Genomic DNA, 24,314 nt, shown 5'->3' with positions numbered 1-24,314 from the left:
GTTTATAATAATTTAAAATTCTGTTAATTTAAAAAGGTGACAGAATTTCTAAACTTATTTGTATAGTAAACTTCAAAATGTATATATTGGAGGGGTAAAAATGGCGATTCGAACAGGGGCTCAGTATATTGAAGGATTAAAGGCAAGAAATCCTGAAATTTGGATTGGTGGAAGAAGAATAACCGATGTTGTGAATGAAGATGTTTTTCGGGAACCGATTTTACAAATTGCTAAATTATATGATATGCAGCACGATCCAGAGTATCAGGACAAGATTACCCATATATGCGAAGAGACAGGAGAGCGGGTTTCGAATGCATTTTTAGTGCCCAAAAATTATGAGGCCTTAAAAGCACGCCGCGAATTGTTTGAAGTATGGGCAAAGGCTACATTTGGTTTAATGGGCAGAACACCAGATTTTTTAAATGTTACAGTTACTTCAATGGCGAGCAATGCATGGTTTTTTGAAAAATTTGATTCCTCATGGGGGACTAATATAAAAAATTATTATAAACATATACGTGATCAAGATTTGTTTTTAACACATGCGATTATCAATCCACAAAATGATCGAAGTAAAGCCTCACATCAGCAAGAAGATGCAACGATGCATTTAGGTGTAGTGAACGAAACAGAAGAGGGAATGTATGTAAGCGGAGCTAAGATGTTAGCGACACTTGCACCAATTACAGATGAGGTAATCATTTATTCTTATCCAAGTTTTAAGCCGGGTGATGAACGTCATGCAATTTCTTTTGCAGTTCCTATTGATGCACCGGGTTTAAGGATTCTTTGTCGCGAGCCAATGCAAGATGGAAAACGATCCTTGTTTGATCATCCACTTGCATCAAGGTTTGAAGAAATGGATGCACTCCTTGTATTTCATAATGTGTTTATTCCGTGGGATAAAGTGTTTATCTATCAAAGTGTAGAGGCTGGAAATCAGCTGTATCCAAAAACAGGAATTGGTCATCAACCAGCACATCAATCAGGAGTAAGAGGATTAGTGAAACTTTCTTTTGCAGCAGAAGTGGCTATAAAACTAGCAGATTCAATTGGAGTAGACGGCTTTTTAAATGTACAAAATCAGTTAGCAGAATTAATACAAGATGTAGAAACAATCCGTGCACTCTTGCAAGTAGCAGAATATGAGTATGAAACGAATGCATATGGTGAAGCTGTTCCTGCGAGACTACCGCTTGATACAATACGTAGCTTATTACCTAAAATGTATCCACGTGCTATTGAAATTATTCAAACCATTGGGGCTGGTGGCCTACTAATGTCGCCAACAGGTGCCGACTTTATGAATCCAGAGATTCAAGAGGATATGTATAAATATTATATCGGGCGTGAAGGGGTATCTTCTGAGGAACGCGTTCGATTATTTAAATTAGCTTGGGACTTATGCGGTGAAGCGTTTGGACAACGCCTATTACAATATGAGCGTTATTATTCTGGTGATCCAGTGAGAAAAATGGGCATGTTTTATAATGCGTACAAAAAACAACAATCGCTGTCACTTGTGGACAGTGCCTTGCGAACGGAATTATCTGGAAATCCATTAAGGTGACAATAAAATGATCACGCTTACATTTTGAAATAAAAAAGGAAGGAGTGGCAAATAGATAACAAGAATTTTACTGTTAGGATGTAAATCTTCTTACATGTTTTAGCTATATATGAACCGGAAAATATGTAACTGGAATAGAGGAGGTAAGTTATTGTGATAGCATCTATCAGTAAAATTTGTAAAATTCTAAATTGTTTTACGAGTGGTGAGCCGGTGTTAGGAAATTCTGAAATTGCTGCAAAATTAAATATGAACCCGAGTACAGTTCACCATCTTGTCCGTACATTGTGTGAAGAAGGAATGTTAATTCGAGATGAGCAGAGAAAATATCGACTGGGATGGAAATTGTTGGAGTGGGGCAATCAAGTGATGTTTCAACAAGAGATTTATAGCGGGGCAATTCCAATCGTTGAAGAACTTGTAAGGAAATTTAATGGGACGGTACATATCGGTATGTTTGACCGTGGAGATGTTGTATTTATTTTGAAAATTTCATCAAAGGATTCTGTTCAAATATCAACTCATGTCGGATCAAGAAAACCTGCATACTGCACAAGTACAGGAAAAGTTCTTCTTTCATTTAACCCTTCTTCTTTAGAGTATACTTCAGAAAATGGGCTGCTGCCTCGAGCACCAAATACAATTACTTGTATGAAGAGATTTCAAGAAGAGTTACAGACAATTCGTAAGCAAGGTTATTCCATAAGTGATAACGAAAATGAACATGGATTATATGGCATTGCGGCTCCTATTCGTTCTTACACCGGGAGAACCATTGCTGCTCTTAATATTGTTGGTCCGAAAACGTATATGCAAGGAAGCAATCGTCAAGTCATGATTCGAAGTGTGATGAATACTGCAAATTTAATTTCAAAGGAATTTGGTTATTTAGACATTTAATCATAACTGTAAAAGAGAGGTGAGAATCATTTATATACATGATTATAGTGTACCTGAATTGGAAAAATCGATTGTTTCTATTGGTGCTTTTGATGGTGTGCATAAAGGACATCAGACCGTTATTAGAAACGCGGTGGAGAAAGGGAAAGAGTTACAGATTCCAAATGTCGTGTATACATTTGATCCATCACCACGTTCTTATTTTCAGGGAGCACAAGTGCTAACGCCAATTAATGAGAAGTTAAATCGATTTCAGGAGCTCGGTGTTGAACATGTAATTGTTATTCGTTTTGATGAGTTGTATGTAACGAGAAGGGCTAGTTACTTTATTCAAGAATTACAAAGATTATGCCCAATTGAAATTTATGTCGGAGAAGATTTTCGATTTGGAAAAAATCGCGAGGGTGATATAGAGCTACTGATGAAATACTTTGATGTTTCTATCGTCGAAGAGGTTTGCTGCGAAGAAGGTGAACGAATTTCATCAACGAGGATACGGAATCACTTATTTCAAGGAGAATTACAAAGGCCTCAATCCTTATTAGGATGGCCTCTTAAAACAATATAAGCGAATGAATTATAAGGAGGAAAAAACATGTCAAAAACATTACAATCTTTTAATTTACTAAAATGGATTGATGAAAATAAAGAGTTATTGAAACCACCGGTAAATAACAAGGTAATTTGGCAAGACTCAGAGTTTATTGCCATGATTTTAGGAGGGCCAAATAGAAGACGTGATTTTCATGTTGATCCTTCAGATGAATTCTTTTATCAAATAAAAGGCGAATGTTATGTGGAATGTATTACGGAAGAAGGGAAACGTGAAGTTGTTACAGTGAAAGAAGGAGATGTGTTTATGTTACCAGCCATGGTGCCACATTCACCGCACCGCGTTGCAAACACATATGGATTAGTAATTGAAAGGAAACGTAACCAAGGAGAACTTGAAGATTTTGTTTGGTTCTGTGATGAGTGTAATCATGAAATGCATCGCGTACGGGTTCAATTAACCGATATTGAAAAACAAGTGAAAGAAGCGATTCATAGTTTTAATTCAAATAAAGAAATTCGTGCGTGTAAAAACTGCGGACATATTATGCCAGAGGAAGTGGAGGAATGGAAGTGCGAATAGATTTTCATACACATATTATTCCTGAAACATTTCCGGATTTTGAGGAGAAGTTTGGTGGTGGACGTTGGCCGATATTAAATCGCACTTGTACATGTGGTGCTGCGATTATGGTTGGTGGGAAAAACTTTCGCGATGTGACAGATCAAGTATGGTGCCCGGAGAAAAGAATTGAAGATATGAACCGTGAAGGTGTTGATATACAAGTATTATCACCAATTCCTGTTACATTTTCCTATTGGGCAAAACCAGAAGAAGCTGAAGCAATGGCGCGTATTCAAAATGATTTTATTGCGGAAACCGTCTTGGCATATCCAGATCGTTTTGTTGGATTAGGAACAGTGCCAATGCAAGATGGAGAAACGGCAGTTCGTGAGATGGAGCGATGCATAACAGAATTAAACTTACATGGAATCGAAATTGGAACGAATGTAAATGGGAAAAATTTAGATGATCCTTCATTTATTGAGTTTTTCCGGATGGCTGAAAAATGGCAGGTTCCAATTTTTATTCATCCGTGGGAAACATTAGGGCGAGATAGAATGCCGCATCATAATTTTATGTATACAGTTGGGATGCCAAGTGAAACGGCTCTTGCCGCAGCTACACTTATATGGGGCGGGATAATGGAGAAGTTTCCTAGGTTAAAAATTTGCTTTGCTCATGGTGGAGGTTCTTTTCCATATATTTTGCCGCGATTAGATCAAGGGTGGCAAGTATGGCCACATCTGAGATTAACTACATATCCTCCGAGCCATTACGCAAAGAAATTTTACTTCGATTCTTTAAACTATGATCCTATCAACCTTAAATATATGATAGAGCGATTTGGACATGAAAAGATTTTTATGGGGTCGGATTATCCGTTTTTACTACGAGAAATTCAGCCAGGTAAAGTAATTGACGAGACACTTGATTTATCAGAGGAGCAAAAGGAAGCTATGCTTGGCGGAAATGCAGCGAGTTTCTTAAATGTTGATATGAAAAAAAGAGGTGTAGTATATGCAGAAAGCACAAACACCAGAGAGTAAATTAAATGAAATGGGACTCACACTACCAGCTATTCGTCCAGCGGTAGGTAATTATGTAAGTTGTGTAAGGGTCGGAAACTTATTGTTTACTGCTGGACAAGGTGTTGACCAGTACCATGGGAAATTAGGTAAAGATGTATCAATAGAAGATGGATATAAGGCAGCTAGGCGGTCTATGTTGAACTTATTAAGCGTTGTAAAGAATGAACTCGGTGATTTAAATAAGGTGAAACGAGTTGTGAAGTTACTTGGATTTGTAAATAGTACAGAAGATTTTATTGATCAGCCAAAAGTGATGAACGGTGCATCCGATTTATTAGTAGATGTTTTTGGTGAAAAGGGAAAGCATGCTCGTTCCGCTGTTGGAATGGCTCAACTACCGAATAATACAACAATTGAAATCGAGATGGTTTTAGAAATTGTAGAGTAGGAGGTAAAGAGTGTGAATAAAGAACTATTAGCTGAAAAAATGAAAGTAAAAGATGCGAAGTTATTTATTGATGGTCAATATGTCGATGCGATGTCCGGCGAAACATTCGATACGTTCAATCCATCGACAAATAGAAAACTTGCCTCTGTTGCACAAGCAAATGAAGAGGATACTAAGCGAGCAATAGACATAGCGGGGCGTACATTCACAAGTGGTATCTGGAGTAAAATGCCTGTGGAAGAGCGCTCAGCTATTTTATGCAAAATGTCCGATTTGATTATGCAAAAAGTAGATGAATTAGCGTATATAGAGACACTTGATGTCGGAAAGCCAATAAAAGAAAGTCGTGGTTTTGATATTCCGCGTTCTGCACATAATCTTCGTTTCTTTGCCGAGATGGCAAAGTATATAGTACATGAACATTATGATAAGCATAACTTTATGTCATATGCAAAATACGCACCAGCAGGAGTAACGAGCTTAATTATTCCTTGGAATTTGCCATTTATGCAGATGACGTGGAAGGCGTCAGCTGCACTAGCCGCTGGTAATACAGTAGTTGTGAAACCAGCATCTTACACGCCGCTAAGTGCAGTCATGCTTGGTGAAATTGCGAATGAGGCCGGGCTACCTCCAGGTGTACTGAATATTATTACAGGGCCAGGAAGTACGGTAGGAACGAAAATGACGACGCACCCGTCTGTAAGACGTATTTCATTTGTGGGGGAAAGTAATACAGGGAAAACAATTATGCGGAATGCTTCAGAAAACTTAATACCAGTTTCATTAGAATTAGGCGGAAAATCAGCAAACATTGTATTTGAAGATGCTGACTTAGATGAAGCAGTACAAGGATCGATTGAAGCAATTTATCGGAATCAAGGAGAAATTTGTTTAGCTGGTTCAAGATTACTTGTACAGGAAAGCGTATATGAACAGTTTCTAGAGAAATTTGTAACAGCGGTGAAAAACATAAAAGTGGGAGATCCTCTTGATGAAGATACAGATATGGGAGCGCTTGTTTCGAAATCACATCTAGAAACAGTTGATCAGTACGTGGAAATAGGTCTTTCAGAAGGAGCAAAATTAGCCCACGGCGGAAAAAGAATCGAGAGTTTAGCACAAGGGAACTTTTATGAACCGACTATATTATATGATGTCGATAATCGTATGCGTGTAGCTCAAGAAGAGATTTTTGGTCCAGTTTTAGTTGTTATACCATTTAAAACAGAAGAAGATGCAATTCGTATCGCAAATGATTCTATTTATGGTTTAGCGGGAGTTGTTTGGACAAATGATCTTAGAAGAGCACAACGAGTTGTTTCGCAAATTGATTCGGGATTATTATGGATTAATTGTTGGTATGTGCGAGATTTACGTACTCCATTTGGTGGTTCTAAGGCAAGTGGTATTGGCCGAGAAGGTGGACGCCATAGTTTTGAATTTTATACAGAAGCAAAGACAGTTACGATGAAATTATAAAGTGAAACTTCCATCAGTGGGGGCTTCACCAATCGGGCTTTTACGAGCAGTTATCCCCCGCCTATCTTTTTTGCTTCTCTCTGAAACCTGAGGTGGGGGTCTTACTGCCTGCGAATAGCGGGGGAAAATGAATGTTCCATCAGTGGAATGGTATTTCCACTGATGTGTTCTAAATATAGATTTTAAAAATGAGGTGAGATAAATGCAAGTGTTAATAAAGGAATTAGCAGATGAACTTATACAGGCAGAACAAACGTGTAGGCCAATTTCGCCTTTCACGGAAAGGTATTCAAATCTATCAGTTTTAGATTCGTATAACATTCAGCTCGAAGTAGTGGGACGAAAGTTAAGACAAGGCCGCAAAGTGATTGGGAAGAAAGTTGGACTTACGAGTAGTGCAATGCAACAAATGCTTGGGGTAGATGAACCAGATTACGGACATTTACTAGATGATATGAAAGTAGAAAGTGGAAGTGTAATCTCGATAGATTCGTTTGTATCTCCAAAAGTAGAAGCGGAAATCGGATTTGTTTTAGCTGAGGATTTGAATGGACCTAATATTACATATGTAGATGTGCTAATGGCAACGAAATATATTGTACCTACACTTGAAATTATTGATAGTCGTATTGCAGACTGGAAGATTAAGCTTGTCGATACAGTAGCAGATAATGGCTCTTCTGCAAAAGTAGTTGTTGGTGAAAAGATGTCCAATGTATCTGAAGTAGATTTGCGTACGGCTGGAATGGCGCTCTATAAAAATAATAGTTTAATTGCTACTGGAGCAGGAGCAGCGGCATTAGGACATCCTGCACAAGCGATTGCTTGGCTAGCGAATAAACTTAGTGGATTTCATATTTCATTGAAGGCAGGGGAATTAATTTTGCCAGGTGCATTATCGGGCGCTGTTTCAGTTCAATGTAATGATGTAATTCAAGCTGATTTCGGATCTCTTGGTTCGGTTTCTATTAAATTTGTATAGTTTTATAGTTGTGTGAAAAGGAGGGGATATATGTGGGGAAAGTGAAGGCGGCTATTATAGGTTCCGGAAATATTGGTACGGATTTAATGTATAAATTAAGAAGAAGTGAAGTAATTGAAATGACTGCTATGATAGGGATAGATTCTGAATCAGACGGATTAAAGCGAGCGAAGGAAGAAGGATATGAGATTTTTGATAATGGTATACAAGCAATTATTGAGAATCCTAGCATAGCAGATATTGTATTTGATGCAACTTCAGCCAAAGCTCATATTCGTCACGCGGAAGTCTTAAGAGAGTTTGGGAAGCTAGTGATTGACTTGACTCCTGCAGCATGTGGCCCATTTGTTTGTCCAGCTATACAAGATGGTACTCATGTAGAAATGCGAAATGTCAATATGATTACATGTGGTGGGCAGGCAACAATTCCAATTGTTCATGCAATCAATGAAGTAGCGGACGTTACGTATGCGGAGATAGTTGCTACGATTTCTAGTTTAAGTGCAGGTCCAGGTACACGGGCAAATATTGATGAGTTTACGATTACGACAAGACGTGGGATTGAAGAGCTTGGTGGAGCAGATTGCGGGAAAGCACTTATTATATTAAATCCTGCGGATCCTCCTATTTTAATGAGAGATACAGTATATTGCGAAGTTAAGCATATGGATGAATTCATTATTGGGCAAGCAATTTGTAAGATGGTTGAAGTAGTTAGGTCATACGTTCCAGGATATTCTTTAAAACAAGAGCCAATGTTTGATGGAAACCGTGTGACTGTATTTTTAGAGGTAGAAGGAGCCGGGGATTACTTTCCTCCTTACGCTGGGAATTTAGATATTATGACAGCAGCGGCATTAAAAGTTGGTGAAGGATTTGCATCTCGAATAATTGGAGAGCAGAAGCGAGGTATGATGAGTGAAAAGAAATAGTGATATGCCAATCAAAATAACTGAGGTTTGTTTGCGTGATGGAAGTCATGTAATGAGGCATCAATTTACAGAGGAACAAGTTCGGTCTGTAACTAGGTCGTTAGATGAGGCTGGTATGCATTATGTTGAAGTTAGTCATGGGGATGGATTAGGTGGTTCCACTTTGCAATATGGAAAATCGTTAGTAGATGAAATGAAACTCATTGAAGCGGCAGTGGAAGAATGTAGACAGTCAAAGGTAGCTGTGTTACTTATTCCTGGTATTGGCACTGTCCATGAATTAAAACAAGCAGAAAGCATTGGAGCAAGACTTGTTCGTATAGCAACCCACGTAACGGAAGCGGATGTTTCCGCTCAACATATTCATTTTGCACGAGAATTGGGTATGGAAGTGTGTGGTTTTTTAATGATGGCACATTCGGCACCGATACAGAAATTGGTAGAACAAGCAAAACTTATGGAAAGTTACGGGGCACAAGCTGTCTATGTAACAGATTCAGCTGGAGCTTTATTGCCTCATGAAGTACGTGAACGTATCCAGGCATTACGTCAATCCCTAAATATTGAAATCGGCTTTCATGGCCACAATAACCTTTCTGTTGCAGTAGCGAATACGATTACTGCAATTGAAGAAGGAGCAACCCGTATTGATGGAAGTGTCCGCTGCCTTGGAGCTGGAGCTGGGAACGCGCAAACAGAGGTATTGTTAGCTGTATTGGATCGGATGGGATATACGCTAGATGTAGATTTGTATAAAATGATGGATTTGGCAGAGGATATTGTTGCACCGCTGTTACCAGGACCACAAGAAATTCAAAAAGGTAGTCTTGTCATGGGATACGCTGGTGTATATTCAAGCTTTTTACTACATGCTGAGAGAGCTGCTCATAGATTTGGTGTAGATGCTCGTGATATTTTAATAGAACTTGGCAAGAGAAAAGTAGTTGGTGGGCAAGAAGATATGATTTTAGATGTAGCAGCTGAATTAGCAAAGATAAAAACGGGGGTGTAAAATATGGCTTTAGTTAAAGGAGCGGATTCAGAGATTATTGAATATTTACTTCAGGCGGAGAGGGAACGAAAAGAAGTAGTAAAGGTAACAGATCAGCATCCGGATTTAACAGTAGAAGATGCTTACATATTGCAAAAACAATTAGTTGAACAAAAGATGAAAGAAGGATCCAAACGAGTTGGTGTAAAGCTTGGGTTAACGAGTAAAGCGAAACAACAAATGATGGGGATTGAGGAAGCAATTTACGGTTATTTATTACATGATATGTTAGCGTTTGAATGGGAACCTGTGCAGTATGAAACGTTGATTCATCCAAAAGTAGAACCAGAGATTGCCTTTTTAATGGGAGATGATTTACAGGGTACTAGCGTTACAGCGGATGATGTATTAAAGGCAACAAAATATGTTACGCCAGCTTTGGAAATTATTGATAGTCGTTATTTGAATTTTAAATTTACATTGCCTGATGTAATTGCAGATAATTGTTCATCCTCAAAATTTCTATTAGGAAGCAAATGGATTAACGCTCAGGAAATAGACTTAGCTAATGTTGGAATGGTTATGTCGAAAAACGGTAAAACGGCGACAACTGGCACAGGGGCAGCTGTACTTGGACATCCGGCAACGGCAATTGCTTGGGCGGTAAATAAACTTGGATTACAAAATGAAGGGTTGAAAAAAGGTGATATTGTGCTAAGTGGGGCATTATCTGAAGCGGTTGCTTTCAAAACTGGTGACGCTATTATTGCGCAGTTTGAAGGGTTGGGTAGTGTATTGATGTTTTGTGAATAAAGAGTAAAGCGAGAGATGGGTATGCCAATTGTACAAATTCAAGTTATTGAGGGTCGAAAACAGGAGCAGATTCAAAATCTCATTTCAAATGTTACAGATGCAGTTGCAAAAAGTTTGGACGTGGAGACTGAACGTGTACGTGTACTAGTAAATGAGATTCCGGGTTCGCATTGGGGTGTCGGAGGAAAGGTAAAAGGTAATGTAGAAGAAAAATAGTGTTGTTGAGTAAAAGTAATTCTTATTAAAAATAAGAATTACTTTTTTCAGAGTGTTGGGAAACCCTTTAGGGTTTCCGACACTCTGAAGTTTTTTAGTATTTTAGTGAACGAAAACAGTAAAAAATGATAGAAATACAAAAAATAGCCCTTCACCTGACCCTTTTTGGTCAGATGAAGGGCTATTTTTTTCATATTTTGGCAGGCTGCAGTGAGATAAGCCTGCATTTGGACAGACTTTAGCCCCCTGAACCGAGCGTATCGATAGCCATGTAATTCTTTGGCATCCGCAAAGCTTCGTCCAATCGTAGAACACCGTACTTTATATAATTTTTTTCCTGTACGGGTTAACTTATTTTTTCTGGCGATATCTTTATACTCTTCCCAAATATGATGAGTAAGAACTTTCTGCTTTTGTTTCACTGAACAACATTTGTCACGCAACGGACAAACTACACAGTCTGTTGGATTAGACTTATATTGGCGATATCCTTCTCGATCAGTTGTCGCATATTCTAAAATACATCCCATTGGACAGGCAAATACATCTGTTTCTTTTTCATATTTAAACTGGCTTTTTGGTACGTCTTTATTTCGTTTTCCAAATCGGCGATACCCCATCACCATAAATATATTCTGTTCCGATAATTTTTTACAAATGTAGCTTGTAAAATATCCTGCATCAAGCGCTACCGCTTCTACTTCAAATCCAAATTTATCAATTTGCACTTGCAGGCGTGCTAAATACGGCTCGGAATCCACTACATTTCCAGCCGTAATAAAAGTGTCTGTAATAATATTATATTTTGCGTCAGTTGTTCTATGGTCTAAGAAATGAAAACCATTTGGTTTTCCATCTCTCATTAAAAAGCCACTATCAGGATCCGTTGTACTTACACGTGTTTCTTTGATTGGGGTATCACGTTCCTTTCTAGGTTTTAATCCTTTTTTCCATGTTTTTCTCGATCTTCCGTTATTGCTGCTTCTAACTCTTCTATATAAGCTTTCGGGCGTTCTTCTTTTACTTTTTTTACAAATTTGTTTTTATTTGCGTTTGCTTTTACGTGTGTGGAATCTGTCATCAACGCACGTCCTCCTACCATGCGATGTTCCATCGCTTGACGTACAATTCCCTCGAAGATTTCTTCAAAAATATTTGTATGAAGAAAACGAGTACGACGATTCCAGCTAATTGTTGAATGATCAGGAACAGGATCTGATAAAGAAAACCCTAAAAACCACCGGTATGCAATATTCATCTTAATCTCTTTTTCTAATTGACGCTCAGAACGAATACCGTAAAAATAGCCAATAAACATCATTTTGAATAAAACGATAGGATGAATAGAAGGACGTCCATTATTTTCACAATAATAGGGACGTAACTTTTCCTCAATAAAATCAAAATTAATTGTTGCCTCAATTGCACGAAGAAAATGATCTTGAGGAACTAACTCTTCAACAGAAACTGATACGCACTCATTGCGATGATTTTTCAATGCACCCATCATAATAAAATCGCTCCTTTTCCTCTTTTTATCAGTGTTGACAGATTAAAAGAGGCTCAGACACAAAAAAAGGCCGTGGAGAAGACTTTCTCCACAGCCTGTAAAAGTAATTCTTATTAAAAATAAGAATTACTTTTTTGTTTGTAGAGCGAAAGTAAGAGAGTTAGATGGTGATACGCTCCATCTAACTTTTATTTTAATAGGCTTAATACTCTTTGTAGGACTGATTTCTTCTCTTTTCATTAACAATGAATCTATTTTTGATGAGGCTTAAAGTCGATTAATGTAGCTTGAGCAAACATTGTAATTCTCCTCATCTCCGTATATAATAGTGTCTTAGGAGTATTAAATCATATTCAAAATTCCGAAAATTCTAGTAGTTTGACTAGGAAAATGAAAAGTATTATATTGTAAAAGGTCATAATTAAACGAGAAATAGAATGGAAAGCAATTATTGAGTTAGGAGTTTAGACCCATGAGTTCGAGATATGGAAGAGATACAATTGTTGAAATTAACTTAGATGCTGTAAAACATAATGTAAGAGAATTTAAAAAACGTGTGAATGATAAAAATATTGCAATGATGGCAGCGGTAAAAGCAAATGGGTATGGACACGGGGCGGTTGAAGTTGCAAAAGCGGCAATTGAGGCAGGAGTGAATCAACTTGCAGTTGCTTTTGTAGATGAAGGAATCGAACTACGCGAAGCAGGAGTTACGGTGCCGATTTTAGTTTTAGGTTATACACCAGTGGAAGCTGCTAAAGATGCTATTGGGTATGATATTATGATGACGGTATATAGAATAGAGGATCTAAAAGGTATCAATGAAATTGCTAAGCAACTTGAAAAGAAAGCGCATATTCAAGTGAAAATAGATACAGGAATGAGTCGCATTGGTTTACAAGAAGAAGAGGTTGCGCCATTTTTAGAAGAACTAAAAAATATGAAATATATAGAAGTAGAAGGTATGTTTACACATTACTCTACAGCTGATGAAATTAATAAAACATACACAAATATGCAAACCAGTTTATTTGAGAAAGCTGTAAATACAGCGAAGGAAATGGGTATTCATCTTCCGTATATCCATAGTTCAAACAGTGCTGGATCAATGGAGCTAAGCAATACATTTCAAAATATGGTTCGTGTTGGAATCGGGATTTATGGTATGTATCCTTCGAAAGAAGTAGATCATACAGTTGTTTCTTTACAGCCAGCACTATCATTGAAGTCGAAAGTGGCTCATATTAAGCACGCGAAAAAAAATCGTGGTGTAAGTTATGGGAATACGTATGTAACAACAGGAGAAGAATGGATTGCGACTGTTCCAATTGGTTATGCAGATGGGTATAACCGTCAGCTGTCGAATAAGGGGCATGCGTTAATTAATGGAATTCGTGTACCAGTTCTTGGGCGCGTTTGTATGGACCAGTTAATGTTAGATGTTACAAAAGCAATGCCTGTACAAGTAGGAGATGAAGTTGTTTTCTACGGTAGACAAGGTGAGGAAGAAATTTCTGTAGAAGAAATCGCGGATATATTAGGTACCATTAATTATGAAGTGACTTGTATGCTAGATCGAAGAATCCCACGTGTATATAAAGAAAATGATGAAACGACTACTGTTGTGAATATATTAAGAAACAAATGAAATAGAAAAGGACTGAATCGCTAAGATTCAGTCCTTTTCTATTTTAGTAAATTATAATAATCATACCTTGTTGTAATCTCAAAACCACACTGTTTATAAAGTTTTAGAGCACTATCGTTTTTAGTTTCAACTTCTAATTCAATCTTCGTTCTTCCCTCAGTTAATAGCTGATGTATGATGTACTGCAAAATGCTTTTTCCATATCCTTTTCCTTGATAAGAAGGATGAACAGCAAATCCGGATAAGGAAGTAAATCCGTTTTGTTTATTTACTGTAATGGTCCCGATTGGCTGTTTATGAATGAGAGAAATATATACTTGGTGAGTAGGTGAAGACATTATTTTTTGTAACCAGGAGGATGTGTTTGTCAATGAATCACCAAAAGCTCTGCTAGAGATTTCTAAAAGAGTAGGAAATAGTTCAGTAGATGCTGGGATAAGCTCAATCGTATTTTTTTGTATAGTTGTTTGTTGTGTGTCTAACTGAAACTCCATACCGTACTCGCTGTATAAGTATGGTAAGTGGGCCTGTTTGGCAAAATCTTTTCCAGAGGTTGATGCCCCGTTTATAATGAGTAAGACTTCATCAACATCTCGTTGTTGTATTTCTTCCATGGCCGTTTGCAAAAGAGTAGTTCCTACTTTATGTTTTCTGAAATGAGGGTGGACAAATCCTGTTAATTCAAGTTTCGTCGGTCTTTCAAATTCATACATACTTAACACACCGATTAATTGTTCATTGTTATAAAAAAGAAAATCGTTTAGCTGGTTTTCTTTTCGATTCTTAAGAATATTGACGTGCAAGTCTGATGGATAATCGACGCCATCTTTTCGTTTACAAATATGAGCTAAATCTATAATGTGCTGAATTTCAGTCATTGATAACCGTTTCTTTTTTCGAATCTGCATATTGTAATCTCCTTAAGAGTATTTTAGAAAAAGGCGGGGTGTTGTAGCCATTCCTCTAAATCCACATTTCCTTGAACGGATAATAATCGATATAAATTAAATATCGGTACGGTGCCCTACATTGTTCTAAATTAGGAAGAGGCATAATTGTTTCGTAACCTTTTCGGAAAGCATGATCTTCATAACCTGGGTGTAATGTGTCTATAGATAGGATAGGGGAGGTAAATAGGGCTTGTAACATAAGAAAACTCCTTTTCTCTAAAAATTCAATAAAATCATTATATATTATTTAGACATAGAATATATAAAAATTTCCAAATTAGTGTCGAATTTGTGTAAATAAAGCCATTTCTTTGAAAAAATAGAGAATTTTCGGTATGATAATACTAAGAAAATATATCTGTTTTGGGGGTAATCAATGAAAAAAATATTTGAATATGTTTTATTAACAATTGGATCGATTATTGTAGCTGGCTCATTGGAGTTGATTTTGGCACCAAATGGACTGGTAGATGGTGGGGTAACAGCCATTTCTATTATGGCGAATAAAGTTGCTGGATTACCGCTTTATGGTGTGTTTTTAGGACTTAACATTCCTATCTTATTATTTACTGCAAAAGTAATGGGGAAAAAGTTCTTTATTCGTACGTCCTATGCAAATGTTGTAACAACTCTCGGTTTAATTTATTTGAAGCCATTTCCGGCTATCACAACGTCTGAATTACTAATTGTATTGTATGGTGGAGTATTATTTGGAATTGGTGTTGGAATTGTTGTGAAGATGGGCGGTGCAATTGACGGGTCAGAAATGTTAGCGGTCTGGATGAACAAACATTTTAAAGTGCCGATTAGTACATTTTTACTTGCTGTAAATGCTGTTATTTTTGTATTTGTCGCTATTTTGTTTTCAATCGAGCAAGCGATGTTCTCACTTGCAATTTTCTATATTGTTACGAAGATGATTGATTTCATATTAGATGGCATTAATCAAGGCAAGAGTGTCATGATTATTTCGAGTAAGAATAAAGAAATTGGTGAACTTCTTATGAAGGAGTTACAACTTTCAGTTACGTATCTACATGGAGAAGGTGGTTTTTTAGGAGAGCACCAGAGAATTATCTACTGTATTACAAACCGTTTTATTTATCCGAAGATGAAAGATCTCGTTCTCTCTGTAGATTCAAGTGCCATCATTGAAGCTTCTTATTCAACGGAAACAACTGGCGTAAAACGCCCAGGTATCTCATCACGTTCAGGGCAAACATCAAATGATTAGGCATGTGAAAAAGCTGTTCCTTGCAATTATTTTTGCAGGGAACAGCTTTTTTTTGTAAACCAAGCTTCTTTTAATAATGTTACAACAGTTTCGATTGCATCAATCGGTATCCCTCCGAAACCTAATAATACATGAGCTTCTTTTTGTAAGTTATTTACTGAATCGTATATGGATAACGGGTAAAGTTTTACATGTTTTTCAGCAGCTGATTGAATGAGTTCTTGTTCATTCATGCCGTTATGAACATGTAGTACAATGTGAAGTCCAGATTGATCCCCAAGTATATTAACACCAGTGCCCATTTGATTCACAAGTGATTTGACTAGTTTATGATGTTTTTTCTTATATAATGTACGAACGCGGTTTAAGTGCCGATCCCAATCTCCTTTTTGGATGAAGTTAGCAAGAGCAAGCTGTTGTATTTTAGAAACAGTTTGTTTGAAGATACCACCTAAGTTTTTATAAGCATCCAAAAGATGATTTGGAAGAACAATATAACCCATTCTTAAGGAAGGTAAAAATGATTTTGAAAAAGTTCCCATGTAAATAACACGTTCATTTGTATCAAGCCCTTGCAGTGAGGGAATAGGTTTTCCAACGTAGCGAAATTCCCCGTCATAATCGTCTTCAATAATATAACCAGAGCGATCATTAGCCCATTTTAATAACTCAAGCCGCCTTGATAAAGGCATAATCATGCCATATGGAAATTGATGAGAAGGTGTAACATAAGCAACGTCCGCATTGCAATTATTGAGAGATGAAATGTTCATTCCTTGCTCATCTAATGGAACAGGATGAAAAGGAATGCCGCAGCTTTGAATAATAGCTTTTACGCGGTGAAATCCAGGATTTTCGATTGCGTATGATTTTTGCTTCCCAAGTAATTGAACAAGTAACCAAAGAAGCGGCTGTGTACCAGCTCCAATAATAATTTGGTTAGGTGTGCAATGAACCCCGCGAGCATGATACAAATATTTTGCAATGTGAGTACGAAGTATATATTCTCCTTGTGGATCTTCTTTTGTAAATAATTCGTTTTCATATTGGAGTAAACATTCTTGTAGTGCTCTTTTCCAATTTGAGAGTGGAAAGGCTGTTTGATCGATGTTTCCTTGACTACAATCAAAAAAGAGCGGTTCTGTTTGTTTTTTTTCAAATTGGTAAGATGGAGCATGTTGTTTATTTGGTATAACATCTACATCTACTTCCGTAACAAATATGCCACGCTTCGGTTTACTGTCCACATAGCCTTCCGCGGATAATTGCTGATAAGCTGATTCGACTGTAATGCGGCTAACACCAAGTTGTAATGCTAAATTTCGGTGAGAAGGGAGACGTGTTCTGGCAGGGAGCGTTCCCTTTAAGATTTCTTGTTTTATGTAGTCGTAAATTTGTATATAGATGGGTGTTTTACTTTCTAATTGTAAAGGAATGGTTAAATCCATTGCATGCGCTCTCCTTTAAAGCTGACCTTATAAAAAAGAAATGAACTGCCACTTAAGGAAAGGGCAGTCTCTATTTATACTAATAATATAACATTTAGAAAATTTTATAAATAGTTAGGGGAGATTCGTGATGAATGTTAAGGAAATAAAAACAGAAGAGCAATTAGATGAGGTATTACCCGTTTTACACCAATTACGAACTGCACTTACAAAAGAGGAAGCACAGTCTTTATTTCATCAGATGAAAGAGGAACGTTATCAATTATTTTCTTTGTATAATGAAGAGAATGAGGTGGTAAGCCTTGCAGGGGTAGCGGTATGTACGAATTTCTATAATAAGAAACATGTTTTTGTATATGATCTTGTAACGGCAGAGGTTCATCGATCAGAAGGATATGGAAAGGTTCTTCTGTCGTATATAGAGGAATGGGGGATAGAAAAGGGCTGCAGTTCTATCGTTCTTACATCAGCGTTTCCAAGAAGTGATGCACATAGATTTTATGAAAGAGAAGGATATGATAAGGTAAGTTATTCTTTTCGTAAAGAGTTACAATAGAGAAGAAAAATAGTAGATTCTAAATGTGATAAGAAGATTAAGACATTTAGCTAATGAAAGAAAATAGGGGGAACTTATCCCCCTATTTTTTATCCCGCATTAACGAGCAGTAATACCCCCACCTCAAAATTCAGAAAAAGCAAAGAAGTTAGGTGGGGGATAAACTGCCCGTAAAAGCCCGATTCGTTCAACTAATAATCAGTGGGGGATGAAGAAAACCCCCACTGATTAAAGTTTCACTTTATGTTGTAGGCTTTGAGAGCGAATTTGTATTTCGGTTAATTATTTGTGAAGCTCATCTTTTAAGTTGAACTCAAAAAAATTAGCTAGTTTGCATAGATAAGCTAAACAATCTGCAAACTCTTTACCGAGATTTTCGCGTATTTCTGTTTTTGCTTGAAGGTAGGCTTCAAATTTAGGAACCTTGTCTTTTTTAGCCGTTCAGTTTTAGAAAAAAGCGTGGGAAATTCCTTGATCACATTCGCTACATCTGTTGTCAATAATAGATGGGTGTATAAGAGACATTATTAGCTTGCTTGAAATACGTCTCTCTTATCGTTACGACTCCAGCCTATTTCTTCTTGGAACTATTGATGCATTAATATAAAAGGCATAGATTAACAAATAGTTTTTCTCTTGTATAAGTTCAATCATTTTTTACAAATGTAACGAAGAACGTTTTCTTTCCTCTAAAGAAGCAAATGAAAAAGAATCCTTCTTTTTTACATATATTTTTTGGTCTTGAACAGGTTGCACCATTACTGCTTGTGAACTTCTTGTTTTTAGGGCATCTTGAATTCCAATAGTCATGAGTTTAATGAAAAGTATAGTAATAAAGAATGTGACGAGTGTATAAAAGATAATCCATAATGAAAGATTCATTTCATAACGATTTAATCCAATAAGGCCTGCCCAATCATTTGAGAGTGAAACAGGTTTGAACTCACCTAGATCCATTTCTTTCAGTTGTATTCCACCGATTATAATGTTAAGTAATGCTAGATGGATCATAAGTATAAGTGTTTGGACAATATGCTCCATAAATAAAACAAATGCTCGGTCTAATAATAAGACACGCAAATGTTTCTTTATAATATGAAAACGGCTTGCCCCCATTAATTGTGAGCTCATTATATAATCTTGCTTCATAAACTCATCAACTTCTGATGAAATATATAAAGAAATTGTAGGTAGAGCAATGAAAATGAGTATGATAGCTTGATAAAGTGTAAATGGAATATTTGGACTTAGCCGATCCGCATTTGATGTGATTACAATATTAGCCGGTGTGATGAGTATAAATGCGATAAATAAAGTGGGAATATAATAAAATACTTCTGAACATGCTTGGAAAAATCTTTTGCATTTTGCAGCGTATAAACTTAATAGGATACCTACACATGTTCCAAATAAAATACGTAATAAGCTAATTCCGACAGCAAATAAAATTGTGAATTTTGCCCCGTCTAAAATTTGTAAGAAAATAGATTCTCCAAAACGGTCAGAGCCAAAAGGTGGCATTAAAGATGGTGAAAAGGGTGCCTTGCCAATTAATTCATTCTTGTCATTGTAAAGCAATAGAGGTGCTTCTGGTATGCTATCTTTAAAGAACCAACTATAAATAAAGCTAGCTGTAAGTAGTACAAAAAGATAAATGAATCCGATTAAAAAGCGTTTTGATTTCCAAATAGACCTCATAGAGTTTCTCCTTTCATTTGTTTTTGCCACCTATTTATCATAAAAGAAGTGATTTGAAAAATAATATAAAACGGTAAGATAATCATGATAAGTATGATAAATGTAGAGGGAGGTGAAATAAAAGCCTTCTTAAATAAAAATTGAATGATACCTTGCATATTAAAAATAAATTCTAAAATGAACAAGTTAGAAAGTAAGAAAACAAAAATTGTTTTTAAATGGTGGAAGAAGTGAATGGATATATTTTTGAATAAATGGATACATAGTATATAACTTGATGAAAGGCCCTTTCCGTAAGCAACCTCTACATATTGTTTTCCATGTTCTTCTTTTATATATAAAATCATCATGCGAAACATTTGTAATGTAGGTAAGACTGCTAAAGATAAAATAGGGAGTAAATAAGCTCGATTTTCATTAAAAGAAATAATTGTGACAGGAGATTCCCCGAATTTCTGAAGGAACCAAATGAAAAACATTTGTAAACAAATCATCATCATCATATCAGGGATAGCTTCTAATACAAAAATAAATCTGTTAATCCACTTTTTGATAGAATCCTTTGCTAAAAAATAGAAAAACGCCATGCTAGATGAAATAAAGAGTGCAAGAACGAAAGCTACAAACAAAACAGTAAATGAATATATGTAAGGTTCTAATACGGTTGGAAATAATGGTGTTTTTTTGAAATTACCGAACTTCGCTTCTGATGATAGAACTACAAGAGACTCGGGAGAGAAAACCTGTTTTAACATAGTAAAGATCTGTTTGAAAAATTGAATTGGTTGAAAGGTGAATCCACCTTGAGTGATAAATAAATAAGGTAGATTTAATAGTAGTAAAAGTGATAAAACAATTGATGAAAGTTTTATCATAAATTGAGATGTTTTGTGTAACATCAAATCCCTCCGTCATCTTTTTACAATATTATACAACAAAGTGGGATTTATTGTTTGATTTTTCAGAAGAATGTATATTATTTTTATTATTAGTGATACATTAAATTCTAATATTCTACTTGATAGCATAGGAGGCAATATGGAACAGATATATTTACAAGGTAAAAAAGTGATAGGAAGAAAAATAGAAGAGAAAGATATACATTCTTTATATTCACAAATATATAAGGAAGAAAATCCTGAGTGGAAAAGGTGGGATGCACCATACTTTCCATTTTCTATTCAGGAATACCCGGTGTACAAGGAGAATTTACAATCTAAGTTAAGAGAGGAACCCTTGTCTCAACTTATTATTGAGGTTGATGGCGAAATAATTGGAACAGTTGGTTTCTATTGGGAATATAAGGCGTCACGCTGGTTAGAAATAGGGATCACCATTTATGACCCAGCATATTGGAATGGCGGTTATGGAACAGAAGCTTTGCAACTATATAGAGATTTATTATTCGAAAATATGGAGATTGGTAGGGTTGGATTAACGACTTGGTCTGGAAATGAACGAATGATGAAAGTTGCAGAAAAAATTGGGATGAAGTTAGAAGGTAGAATGCGAAACTGTCGTTACTATAATGGGACATATTATGATTCTATTCGAATGGGAATGATTCGTGAAGAGTGGGAAACATTAAGAGAAGCGAAGGAGTGAAGAAAGATGTATGCCGTTATTGCTACATTTGATAAGAAGTTTTCAAAGCACGTGAAAGAGATTCGGGAAGGACTAACGGACATTGTACATAATGAGGGCTTAGAGCTTCATATTACATTAGCTGATTATCATACTTTGGATTTGGAAACATATAGACATGAATTTAAAAAGTTTACAGAGAGTGTAGAGTGTTTTCTAGTTGAATTCTCTTCTGTTGGTACCTTCCCTACAAATGGAACAATCTTTTTGGCACCAACAATAACAAGAAGATTACTAGAGTTGCATCAATCGTTTCATAATCATTTTACGGATTTTCATGATCAGCCACAGTCGTATTATGTACCTGAGAAGTGGGTACCACATTGTACAATTACCAATCGTTTAGAGCAGGAGCAATTTGTTCGTGTAATGGATTTTGTATATAAAGGTTTTCGTGCACAAACGGCAGTTGTAGAAAGTTTAAAGTTAATTAAAGTGAACTATGAAAATCGGAATTCAGCTTCTTGTAGCATAGTAGCAGAATACAATTTAAAAGGAGTGGAGACATCGATATGACGTATGTAGTTAGAGAAATGAATGTAGAGGACATTACAGCTGTACAAGAAGTGGCAAAAATAGCTTGGCATGATACATATAAAGGAATCATTCCACAGGAAATTCAAGATAAATTTTTAAAGCAAGCATATTCAAATGAAATGATGAAACGACGTTTAGAACATTCATACTTACTCGTAGCAGAAGTAGAAGACCAAATTGTTGGATTTGCTAATTTTTCACCTGTAAAACATCAAAACGAAGCAGAATTAGGGGCTATTTATTTATTACCGGAGCATCAAGGAAAAGGAATTGGGACAGCTTTATTGCAAAGAGGTATCGCAATTTTAGATGGTGTTAAGAAGATTTATATTTGTGTAGAAGCGGCAAACGAAAAAGGAAAAACGTTTTATAAAGCGAAAGGTTTTGCCGTTTTAGAACAGTTTGAAGAAGACTTTGAGGGGTGCATGATGCAAACGGTAAGAATGGTGTTACATGTGTAGGGAATGTTTTAGGAGGAGAAAAGATGAAAATATTCGATTTCAGTGAAAAGGTAGGGAATCACATATCAGTGGTTCATTCTAACTTTATTATGTCAAAAATAGTAAAACATCAAGAAGATATACATATTGGTTGTATGCATTTACAACCAAAAGGAATAATCGGGTATCATGAAGCAGTTGTTTCTCAGTTGCTTCTTATTGTGCAAGGGGATGGTTTTGTTTGTGGCGCAGATAAAAAGAAAAAGAAAGTGCAACCTGGTCAAGCTGTTTTCTGGAGTAGAGGGGAATTCCATGAAACAACTACTGAAACTGGACTTATGGCAATTGTAATTGAGTCAGAGAATCTAGAAAGTAATATCCGAATGCCGATTGTAGAAAGAGAAGACGAAGGAATAGGAGGATGAAGGGATGATTCAAAAGGCGAATGAAGAGGAAGTTCAGCAAATATTAAATTTTGCAGCACAATCACTCTTTGAAGGAACAAAAGAAACGTGCCAGTTAAGCCAAGAAAAAGCGATTGAGATTACACAGCCTCTATTAGAAAAAGGAGCGTATTATTTAGTTGTAAAACAAGAGAATGTGCTAGCAGGATGGATTTTAATTGGAGAGAATACAGATTATTTTTCAGGAGAAAAAATGGGATTCATTTATGAATTATATATTTTTCCAACGTATAGAGAAAAAGGATTATCCCGAAAACTAATGAAAGTAGGAATTGATAGATTGCAAGAAAAGTATAAAGAAATACGTTTAAATGTATTCGCTGGGAATTTCGCCAAAGAGATGTATAAAGAATTTGGATTTGTTGAGAGGCAAGTAGTTATGACCTTGAAGCAAGAAAAGTAGCTTGAAGGGGGAAGAAAAGGAATATGTTGTTTATAAGAAGTATATTCTGAATTACAGTTCCAATCCGATTATTTGAATGAAATTGGTCAGAATAATGATGTATTAATCGTAAATGAAAATATGGTAAAGAGGTTGGAAAGCTCCGTATAGAAACGCAGTTGTTAGAGAGAATACGAGAGTTCAATACACTCTTCCTTCTCCGTTTAAATAACTTTGAACAGCTGATAACTTTAATTCTTCTGAATATGTATTAAAAGTTGAGCCTTTTTTAGTCATGAAAAATCCCCTCCAAGTAATAGTGTAACATCCATGTGTGCACATGGTCTTTTTTACACTGTCTACCTAAAGGGGATAATACCATTCTTTTGAAAGAATCGGTCCCTTTTTTATTTAGCTATTCGAGGGTAGTAAGACACCCACTTCAAAATTCAGCAAAAAAAGAAGTAAGATGGGGAAAGAAGAAAATTCCCGCTGATTAAAGTTTCACTTTATTGAAATAGTTGAGGAAATTGCTTTATTATTCCTTCAGTAAGTGCATCCGCCATTTCTAAAGCTTCTTTCTCAATTTTGTCATACAATTGAACACCTGCTTGATAATCTTTACTTAGAATGGCTACTGCTTCCGCTTTAGTCAATGCTAGGTGTTCATAAAACATTTTCCTAAATTCTTCTTTAGGTATATGCGGATTTACACTACTTAAAAATTCAACAATGTCGTCTGCATTGGCGTACCATTTTTTCTCTGCAATTGATGCGGCGTTTTGATTACCAGTTTTTGCTACTTTGACAAGATCGGCAGCAATCACTAAGTGATCTTTTATCAAATCACTGTATTTTTTTGCTGCATTGTCACCGTAGAAAGGTTTAAGAGAATTTCCCATATCTGGAGCGTTTTGAAGGAGGCGTGTAATCGTAAAGTTAACATCAGGTAAATTGAAAATAATGCTAATGATAGCCAATCTGGTCCAAGCAACATGTTGTTCCCATAGTGAACGCATATAACTTTTTAAATCAACTTCATTTTTACTGACACGGTAATTCCGTACGGGTGAAAATGTAGCTGTTGGATTCCAATTTAAATAAGGGGCATCGTGTGTGAAATAATAGGATTGCCAATAAGGGTACATAATGAATACACTCCTTTTTTGAACACATATATATCACGGTATGAGAACATCTATTACTATGTGCTCATGTCCAAATCATTTTTTTTCATACGTTTAGAGGGGATTGATAAGCTTTACATTCGAATTTTTGAATATAAAATGAAGTTTGACTCAGATGAAAATCATCAATTGAG

At 36.2% G+C, this 24,314-nt stretch carries 26 protein-coding genes; 20 read left to right on the top strand and 6 right to left on the bottom strand.

Annotated features, from left to right (window positions below; genetic code table 11):
• Positions 1–100 precede the first annotated feature (100 nt).
• The 12 genes from ACM6HU_RS19230 to ACM6HU_RS19175 all read left to right on the top strand — a co-directional run bounded on the left by ACM6HU_RS19230 (position 101) and on the right by ACM6HU_RS19175 (position 10,482).
• On the top strand, positions 101–1,573 hold the full coding sequence (locus ACM6HU_RS19230; RefSeq protein ID WP_016114610.1) for a 4-hydroxyphenylacetate 3-hydroxylase family protein: 1,473 nt from the start codon (positions 101–103) through the stop codon (positions 1,571–1,573).
• A 153-nt stretch (positions 1,574–1,726) separates the two neighbouring features.
• Positions 1,727–2,473, top strand: coding sequence for an IclR family transcriptional regulator (locus ACM6HU_RS19225; protein ID WP_016114611.1), 747 nt, complete (start codon positions 1,727–1,729; stop codon positions 2,471–2,473).
• A 19-nt stretch (positions 2,474–2,492) separates the two neighbouring features.
• Positions 2,493–3,041, top strand: a complete 549-nt coding sequence (locus tag ACM6HU_RS19220; RefSeq protein ID WP_016114612.1) for an FAD synthetase family protein — start codon at positions 2,493–2,495, stop codon at positions 3,039–3,041.
• A gap of 27 nt (positions 3,042–3,068) precedes the next feature.
• Positions 3,069–3,608 (top strand): 3-hydroxyanthranilate 3,4-dioxygenase, encoded by a 540-nt coding sequence (gene nbaC / locus ACM6HU_RS19215; RefSeq protein ID WP_006094629.1) that lies wholly within the window; start codon positions 3,069–3,071, stop codon positions 3,606–3,608.
• Complete coding sequence (locus tag ACM6HU_RS19210; protein ID WP_016114613.1) at positions 3,593–4,636, top strand: amidohydrolase family protein; 1,044 nt, start codon at positions 3,593–3,595, stop codon at positions 4,634–4,636. Before nbaC ends, ACM6HU_RS19210 begins: the two co-directional genes overlap by 16 nt.
• A complete protein-coding gene (locus ACM6HU_RS19205) occupies positions 4,608–5,066 on the top strand; it encodes a RidA family protein (RefSeq protein WP_016114614.1) in 459 nt (152 codons plus the stop codon). Before ACM6HU_RS19210 ends, ACM6HU_RS19205 begins: the two co-directional genes overlap by 29 nt.
• Before the next feature lie 12 nt (positions 5,067–5,078).
• On the top strand, positions 5,079–6,548 hold the full coding sequence (locus ACM6HU_RS19200; RefSeq protein ID WP_414848395.1) for an aldehyde dehydrogenase: 1,470 nt from the start codon (positions 5,079–5,081) through the stop codon (positions 6,546–6,548).
• A 202-nt stretch (positions 6,549–6,750) separates the two neighbouring features.
• On the top strand, positions 6,751–7,530 hold the full coding sequence (locus ACM6HU_RS19195) for a 2-keto-4-pentenoate hydratase (RefSeq protein ID WP_016114616.1): 780 nt from the start codon (positions 6,751–6,753) through the stop codon (positions 7,528–7,530).
• 32 nt (positions 7,531–7,562) lie between these two features.
• Positions 7,563–8,462 carry an acetaldehyde dehydrogenase (acetylating) gene (locus ACM6HU_RS19190; protein WP_016114617.1) on the top strand — a complete coding sequence of 300 codons (900 nt, stop codon included), beginning with the start codon at positions 7,563–7,565 and terminating at the stop codon, positions 8,460–8,462.
• Positions 8,449–9,474, top strand: coding sequence for a 4-hydroxy-2-oxovalerate aldolase (gene dmpG / locus ACM6HU_RS19185; protein WP_016114618.1), 1,026 nt, complete (start codon positions 8,449–8,451; stop codon positions 9,472–9,474). The genes ACM6HU_RS19190 and dmpG overlap by 14 nt, the downstream gene beginning before the upstream one ends.
• 3 nt (positions 9,475–9,477) lie before the next feature.
• Positions 9,478–10,266 carry a 2-keto-4-pentenoate hydratase gene (locus ACM6HU_RS19180; RefSeq protein WP_016114619.1) on the top strand — a complete coding sequence of 263 codons (789 nt, stop codon included), beginning with the start codon at positions 9,478–9,480 and terminating at the stop codon, positions 10,264–10,266.
• 15 nt (positions 10,267–10,281) lie between these two features.
• Positions 10,282–10,482 (top strand): 4-oxalocrotonate tautomerase, encoded by a 201-nt coding sequence (locus ACM6HU_RS19175; RefSeq protein WP_255255003.1) that lies wholly within the window; start codon positions 10,282–10,284, stop codon positions 10,480–10,482.
• Positions 10,483–10,529: 47 nt separating this feature from the next.
• Here ACM6HU_RS19175 and ACM6HU_RS19170 read toward each other — a convergent pair.
• A protein-coding gene (locus ACM6HU_RS19170) for an IS1182 family transposase (protein ID WP_229161606.1) occupies positions 10,530–11,992 on the bottom strand; the annotation gives its coding sequence in 2 pieces (ribosomal slippage) (positions 10,530–11,425 and positions 11,425–11,992; 1,464 coding nt in all).
• Between the two features lie 472 nt (positions 11,993–12,464).
• On the opposite strand from ACM6HU_RS19170, the gene alr reads away from it, so the two are divergent.
• Positions 12,465–13,640 carry an alanine racemase gene (alr, locus tag ACM6HU_RS19165; RefSeq protein WP_016114623.1) on the top strand — a complete coding sequence of 392 codons (1,176 nt, stop codon included), beginning with the start codon at positions 12,465–12,467 and terminating at the stop codon, positions 13,638–13,640.
• A gap of 38 nt (positions 13,641–13,678) precedes the next feature.
• Here alr and ACM6HU_RS19160 read toward each other — a convergent pair whose 3' ends face one another.
• Positions 13,679–14,548, bottom strand: a complete 870-nt coding sequence (locus ACM6HU_RS19160) for a GNAT family N-acetyltransferase (protein WP_016114624.1) — start codon at positions 14,546–14,548, stop codon at positions 13,679–13,681.
• A gap of 418 nt (positions 14,549–14,966) precedes the next feature.
• Between ACM6HU_RS19160 and ACM6HU_RS19155 the strand changes: the two genes are divergently transcribed.
• The gene (locus ACM6HU_RS19155; RefSeq protein ID WP_003197206.1) at positions 14,967–15,824 is read left to right on the top strand and encodes a YitT family protein; all 858 of its coding nucleotides are present in this window, start codon (positions 14,967–14,969) and stop codon (positions 15,822–15,824) included.
• A 26-nt stretch (positions 15,825–15,850) separates the two neighbouring features.
• Here ACM6HU_RS19155 and ACM6HU_RS19150 read toward each other — a convergent pair whose 3' ends face one another.
• Positions 15,851–17,272, bottom strand: a complete 1,422-nt coding sequence (locus ACM6HU_RS19150; RefSeq protein ID WP_016114626.1) for a PLP-dependent aminotransferase family protein — start codon at positions 17,270–17,272, stop codon at positions 15,851–15,853.
• A gap of 130 nt (positions 17,273–17,402) precedes the next feature.
• Here ACM6HU_RS19150 and ACM6HU_RS19145 point away from each other — a divergent pair, with 130 nt between their 5' ends.
• Complete coding sequence (locus ACM6HU_RS19145) at positions 17,403–17,828, top strand: GNAT family N-acetyltransferase (protein ID WP_016114627.1); 426 nt, start codon at positions 17,403–17,405, stop codon at positions 17,826–17,828.
• Between the two features lie 657 nt (positions 17,829–18,485).
• Here ACM6HU_RS19145 and ACM6HU_RS19140 read toward each other — a convergent pair.
• Both ACM6HU_RS19140 and ACM6HU_RS19135 read right to left on the bottom strand, forming a co-directional pair.
• Complete coding sequence (locus ACM6HU_RS19140) at positions 18,486–19,526, bottom strand: ABC transporter permease (protein ID WP_016114628.1); 1,041 nt, start codon at positions 19,524–19,526, stop codon at positions 18,486–18,488.
• On the bottom strand, positions 19,523–20,425 hold the full coding sequence (locus ACM6HU_RS19135) for an ABC transporter permease subunit (protein ID WP_016114629.1): 903 nt from the start codon (positions 20,423–20,425) through the stop codon (positions 19,523–19,525). The genes ACM6HU_RS19140 and ACM6HU_RS19135 overlap by 4 nt, the downstream gene beginning before the upstream one ends.
• A gap of 139 nt (positions 20,426–20,564) precedes the next feature.
• On the opposite strand from ACM6HU_RS19135, the gene ACM6HU_RS19130 reads away from it, so the two are divergent.
• Genes ACM6HU_RS19130 through ACM6HU_RS19110 form a run of 5 tightly spaced genes read left to right on the top strand, consistent with a single transcriptional unit; the run spans position 20,565 to position 23,014 of the window.
• Positions 20,565–21,131, top strand: coding sequence for a GNAT family N-acetyltransferase (locus ACM6HU_RS19130; RefSeq protein WP_016114630.1), 567 nt, complete (start codon positions 20,565–20,567; stop codon positions 21,129–21,131).
• Between the two features lie 6 nt (positions 21,132–21,137).
• On the top strand, positions 21,138–21,686 hold the full coding sequence (locus ACM6HU_RS19125) for a 2'-5' RNA ligase family protein (RefSeq protein WP_016114631.1): 549 nt from the start codon (positions 21,138–21,140) through the stop codon (positions 21,684–21,686).
• The gene (locus ACM6HU_RS19120) at positions 21,683–22,168 is read left to right on the top strand and encodes a GNAT family N-acetyltransferase (RefSeq protein ID WP_016114632.1); all 486 of its coding nucleotides are present in this window, start codon (positions 21,683–21,685) and stop codon (positions 22,166–22,168) included. The genes ACM6HU_RS19125 and ACM6HU_RS19120 overlap by 4 nt, the downstream gene beginning before the upstream one ends.
• Before the next feature lie 23 nt (positions 22,169–22,191).
• Positions 22,192–22,572: a hypothetical protein gene (locus ACM6HU_RS19115; RefSeq protein ID WP_016114633.1), complete on the top strand. Its 381-nt coding sequence runs from the start codon at positions 22,192–22,194 to the stop codon at positions 22,570–22,572.
• 4 nt (positions 22,573–22,576) lie between these two features.
• A complete protein-coding gene (locus ACM6HU_RS19110) occupies positions 22,577–23,014 on the top strand; it encodes a GNAT family N-acetyltransferase (protein WP_016114634.1) in 438 nt (145 codons plus the stop codon).
• Positions 23,015–23,502: 488 nt separating this feature from the next.
• On the opposite strand, the gene ACM6HU_RS19105 is transcribed toward ACM6HU_RS19110, so the two are convergent.
• Positions 23,503–24,141, bottom strand: coding sequence for a hypothetical protein (locus ACM6HU_RS19105; protein ID WP_016114635.1), 639 nt, complete (start codon positions 24,139–24,141; stop codon positions 23,503–23,505).
• Between the last annotated feature and the right edge of the window lie 173 nt (positions 24,142–24,314).

The organism is Bacillus sp. IT-79MI2 (assembly GCF_949768135.1).
In the GTDB taxonomy this organism is placed as follows: Bacteria; Bacillota; Bacilli; order Bacillales; family Bacillaceae_G; genus Bacillus_A; species Bacillus_A pseudomycoides.
This window is presented reverse-complemented; position numbering and strand designations above follow the sequence as displayed.